We start from the raw sequence: 1,719 nt of genomic DNA, 5'->3' as shown, positions 1-1,719 counted from the left end.
ATTGATACGAATCATCAAAATCCAGGCCATATTCCCTGTGGAACTCAACAACTTTGGAGTAGTCCGGTGGGGAAAGCGTTAAGACTTCAACTCTTGGAAGGGTGTCCTGGATGAACTCTAGAAAAAACCTCGGGCCGTCCAAGCCGGAAAAGGACGACACCGAGGGAGTGTAGTGTAAAGTCACTCATGGCTAGCTCACCGAGATGCGAGTTCAAGAACTGCTTTGCAATCTCCTTTTTCGTCTGTCCAAGTAGGATCTCAAGGAAGACGTTTGTGTCAATCAGATACATTGGCCCGCCACTCCGAGGCTTTGTGCTGGAGTTCAACGGATGTGATCGTAACATCCTTCAGCTTATCTTCCCAGGAGAAAGTGAAGCCGTTCGGCCTCTTTCCCCTTTTTTTCCCATACTTGTGAAGCAGGAATTCTGCATAATCCATGAGTTCCCTTCTTGCCTCCGGTGGCAGCTGGGAGAGAATTTTCTCAACGTCCTGCATGCCCTCACCACTGAAAGTTGGGTAAAGCGCTATTTAAATGTAAGCCCATACAAACGCCAAAATAATTAACGTCCCTGCCCTTGTTATCTCGGCAACCGCTCCGAGGCAATCGCCGTTTATCCCGCCGAAGTTCTCGAGGGAGAGCTTAACAACGTACCCACCAATGAGCAGTCCGAGGAGTCCTGAGAGGGTTAGGGGATCGTAAAGCGCAACCGGGAGGTAGAGGAAGCCGTAGAGAAGCGCCCCGAGGGCAAGCTGCCTTCCGTTAATTCCCTCCATGAAGTAGGCACCCAGCCCATGACCGAGAGTCTTTTTGGTTGAGAGTCCGAGAAGCATGGCGAACTTCGAGTTCAGCTCCGCCAGAAAGAGGGCGTAGAAAGGAAGGAGCTGAAGGGAATAGACCTGGAGAAAGAGGACCATTATAACGGCAAATACACCCGCTATCCCGATGTTCAGGTCTTTCATTGCATTAACTTTCCGCTCCCGGTCCCCTTTGGTCATTATCCCGTCGGCCCAATCGGCCAATCCGTCCAGATGGAGGAGCCCGATGGTAAAGTAGAGTGCCAGAAGGGCCAAAAGGTTGGCAAGGGGTAGCTTTAGGTAAAGGATAATAATCGGAAGGGCCGAGCTTATTGGGGCGATTGGCGGAAAGGCCCAGAGCTCCCCGCGGGCTTTTTCGAAATCTCCCCTTAGGGAAATTCGGGTCAAAAAGGGTAAGACGTTCTTCACGTGCCCACCTCTGTCTTCTTTTCCTCAAATTCCCCTCTGAGAATTGAACGGGCTTCGTCATCAACGAAGGCCAGCACAACGCCGCAGTCGAGGCAGAGATAAGGTGTTGCCTCGATGAACGGCTTTAGTAACCCTGTGGTCTTGCTCTTCCACGGGGGCTGCCAGAAGAAGCGGGAATAACCTTCCCTTTTCGTCTTACTTCGCACCATTGTTCCCCCGCAGAGGGGGCATCTCCGGGTTTCAATCATGGCCACCGTCACCACCTTCAAAGAGCTTTGTCATGCAGCCCGCTATAAACCCTCCTATCGCGTCGTCCAGGAAAGGAGGCAGCTCCGCCAGTATTCCGGGCTTTTTAGTGTCGTAGTAGAAGAAGTTGAAAAGCGCCATCTTGCCGCCGATGTACTCTGCAACGTCTATCCCAATCAACTCGTCTGCAACAAGATTTACGGGATCACCCTCCACCTCAAAGTTCTCCTCGAGGAGGAGGGCAGCCAT

At 51.9% G+C, this 1,719-nt stretch carries 4 protein-coding genes and 2 pseudogenes; all 6 read right to left on the bottom strand.

From position 1 onward, the window contains the following. A pseudogene (locus MVC73_RS00155) lies at window positions 1–184 on the bottom strand (hypothetical protein); the annotation flags it as partial. Between the two features lie 13 nt (window positions 185–197). After that, a pseudogene (locus MVC73_RS10855) lies at window positions 198–290 on the bottom strand (VapC toxin family PIN domain ribonuclease); the annotation flags it as partial. Next, window positions 277–495, bottom strand: a complete 219-nt coding sequence (locus MVC73_RS00150) for a DUF2281 domain-containing protein (protein WP_297505961.1) — start codon at window positions 493–495, stop codon at window positions 277–279. The pseudogene MVC73_RS10855 and the gene MVC73_RS00150, both read right to left, overlap by 14 nt. Before the next feature lie 33 nt (window positions 496–528). After that, window positions 529–1,224, bottom strand: a complete 696-nt coding sequence (gene cobS / locus MVC73_RS00145) for an adenosylcobinamide-GDP ribazoletransferase (protein ID WP_297505960.1) — start codon at window positions 1,222–1,224, stop codon at window positions 529–531. Further along, window positions 1,221–1,472: a hypothetical protein gene (locus MVC73_RS00140; RefSeq protein WP_297505962.1), complete on the bottom strand. Its 252-nt coding sequence runs from the start codon at window positions 1,470–1,472 to the stop codon at window positions 1,221–1,223. Before MVC73_RS00140 ends, cobS begins: the two co-directional genes overlap by 4 nt. Further along, window positions 1,465–1,719: phosphatidylglycerophosphatase A (locus MVC73_RS00135; protein ID WP_297505959.1), on the bottom strand; the 255-nt coding region annotated here is incomplete at its 5' end. The genes MVC73_RS00140 and MVC73_RS00135, both read right to left, overlap by 8 nt.

It is taken from the genome of Thermococcus sp. (assembly GCF_027052235.1).
Classification (GTDB): domain Archaea; phylum Methanobacteriota_B; class Thermococci; order Thermococcales; family Thermococcaceae; genus Thermococcus.
This window is presented reverse-complemented; position numbering and strand designations above follow the sequence as displayed.

Excerpts from the sequence above, each read along its gene's own strand:
- MVC73_RS00150 (WP_297505961.1), bottom strand. The coding sequence starts at position 495 with ATGCAGGACGTTGAGAAAATTCTCTCCCAGCTGCCACCGGAGGCAAGA.
- MVC73_RS00140 (WP_297505962.1), bottom strand. The coding sequence starts at position 1,472 with ATGATTGAAACCCGGAGATGCCCCCTCTGCGGGGGAACAATGGTGCGA.